Origin of the sequence: Escherichia sp. MOD1-EC5950, assembly GCF_002965345.1 — a bacterium.
GTDB lineage: Bacteria > Pseudomonadota > Gammaproteobacteria > Enterobacterales > Enterobacteriaceae > Escherichia > Escherichia marmotae.
Genome location: NZ_PTSR01000083.1, coordinates 1 through 1,542 on the forward strand (window position 1 = coordinate 1; position 1,542 = coordinate 1,542).

At 51.8% G+C, this 1,542-nt stretch carries 2 protein-coding genes; both read right to left on the reverse strand.

Going from position 1 to position 1,542, the window contains the following annotated elements:
• The coding region (gene mobF / locus BEA93_RS24230) for a MobF family relaxase (protein ID WP_123058260.1) at nucleotides 1-718 on the reverse strand (718 nt) is incomplete at its 3' end.
• Nucleotides 718-1,542, reverse strand: an 825-nt coding sequence (locus BEA93_RS24235) for a type IV secretion system DNA-binding domain-containing protein (RefSeq protein ID WP_157945151.1), incomplete at its 5' end; no start/stop codon positions are given. The genes BEA93_RS24235 and mobF, both read right to left, overlap by 1 nt.

Sequence of the window (1,542 nt, forward strand, 5' to 3'; positions counted from 1 at the left end):
GGATTTGCTGACTGCGGGTTGAGAAAATATCGACCGGAACACCTTTAATCTCCCACAGACCATTTTTCCCGGTATCCACCGTCTCATAGCCCATCGCCTCAACCTGACGGCGCAATAAATTCAGTTGTATCTGCCCCAGAGCTAACTGGTTCGCATAAACAGCTTCAATAAATCCGTCTTTCCTGACCGTACCGCTTGCCAGCGTTCGCCAGCCACTTTCCGTTGGTGTCATATTCAGGAACAATGCATGGGTATGAAGTTGCGGATCCAGATTCCGTGAAGTGTCATGATTAAATGTGGCAATAACCGCTTTCTGTGTCAGTTGTGTCTCTGTCTCTCCCTCTTTCATCACCCGGCTGGAAACCAGCGATTCAACTTCTTTTAGCGTTTCACTTACTGCCCTGTTCCAGGCCTCCAGTAAACGATTCTCACCATACAGCGCAATCAGTACAGACACACTTTTGGGGGCAGAAAATGTCAGATCATAACCGCTGCGATGCACATTAATGCCGCCTTCCATTCTCTCCAGACTGACGCCATTGGGCAGACGTCCGGCAATCAGCTCATCCAGCCGGAAAGCATCCACCGGCCCTTCCAGTTGCAGCAATTTTGCCCCTTCCCCTAACCACCGGGACTGCATGCTGCCCAGAAAATAGTAGTTATCCTGCGATGTGTAATAGCCTGCGCCACCACTGGCAATGGGTGCAATACTCAGCATTACCAGTTCACCTCGCGGTCATCATCCTGTTCACGCGCTTCATTCGTCTGGTGACTCACCAGATTGCGTTCATCCTGTCGCATTGCTTCCTGTGCCTGGCCTGAATCTCTGCAGAGTTCGTCATACCGCTCATCGTCCGGATACAGGATTTCCCCGGTTTCTTTGTCCACAATTTCAGTCAGCTCTGCCACAGGCGTCTTTTCTTCCACAGGGTTGCTCTCACCTGTTCCGCTCACCGCCGCAGCCGCTGCCTCCTGAGTCACCGTTGCAGTCAGTGCCGAATTGTTAAGTGATTCTGCCGGTTCAGGCTGGGGCGCCGTTTTGTTCTGTTCGTCATCTTTTCTGACCTCACCCTGCTCCAGCCGGGCCAACAGCGCCGTAATATCGCCCTCTTCCTCTTCGCGGCGGCTGATTTCAGATTCAATCTCCGGATCAAGGCTGTCATTAATGTCACGCAACAGCAGCTCTTCTGCGCAGTCCTTTATCTTTTCATAAGACATACGCATCCGGACGGCCGGATACTCACCGGGAAACGTGACATAGCAGTGGAGGTTGGGCAATTTCTGAATGTCGGTGTAATTCACCAGATAGCGGTCTTCTTCCACCTTGCTGAAGGAGACACCGTCACGCACGGTATCCGCACCATAGCTGTACTGTTCACTGAAAACTTTATCCCGACGCTGACCAATCTCACGCTGTACCCATTCCGCTTCAGTGCTGGATGGCGATCGAAAAAAGAAACGGGTATTCACCAGTCCCAGCATGGCATCGGCAAACTCTTTACCGTAGGTGTAATCCATCTGTGCTTTGGCCTGAAAACCCAG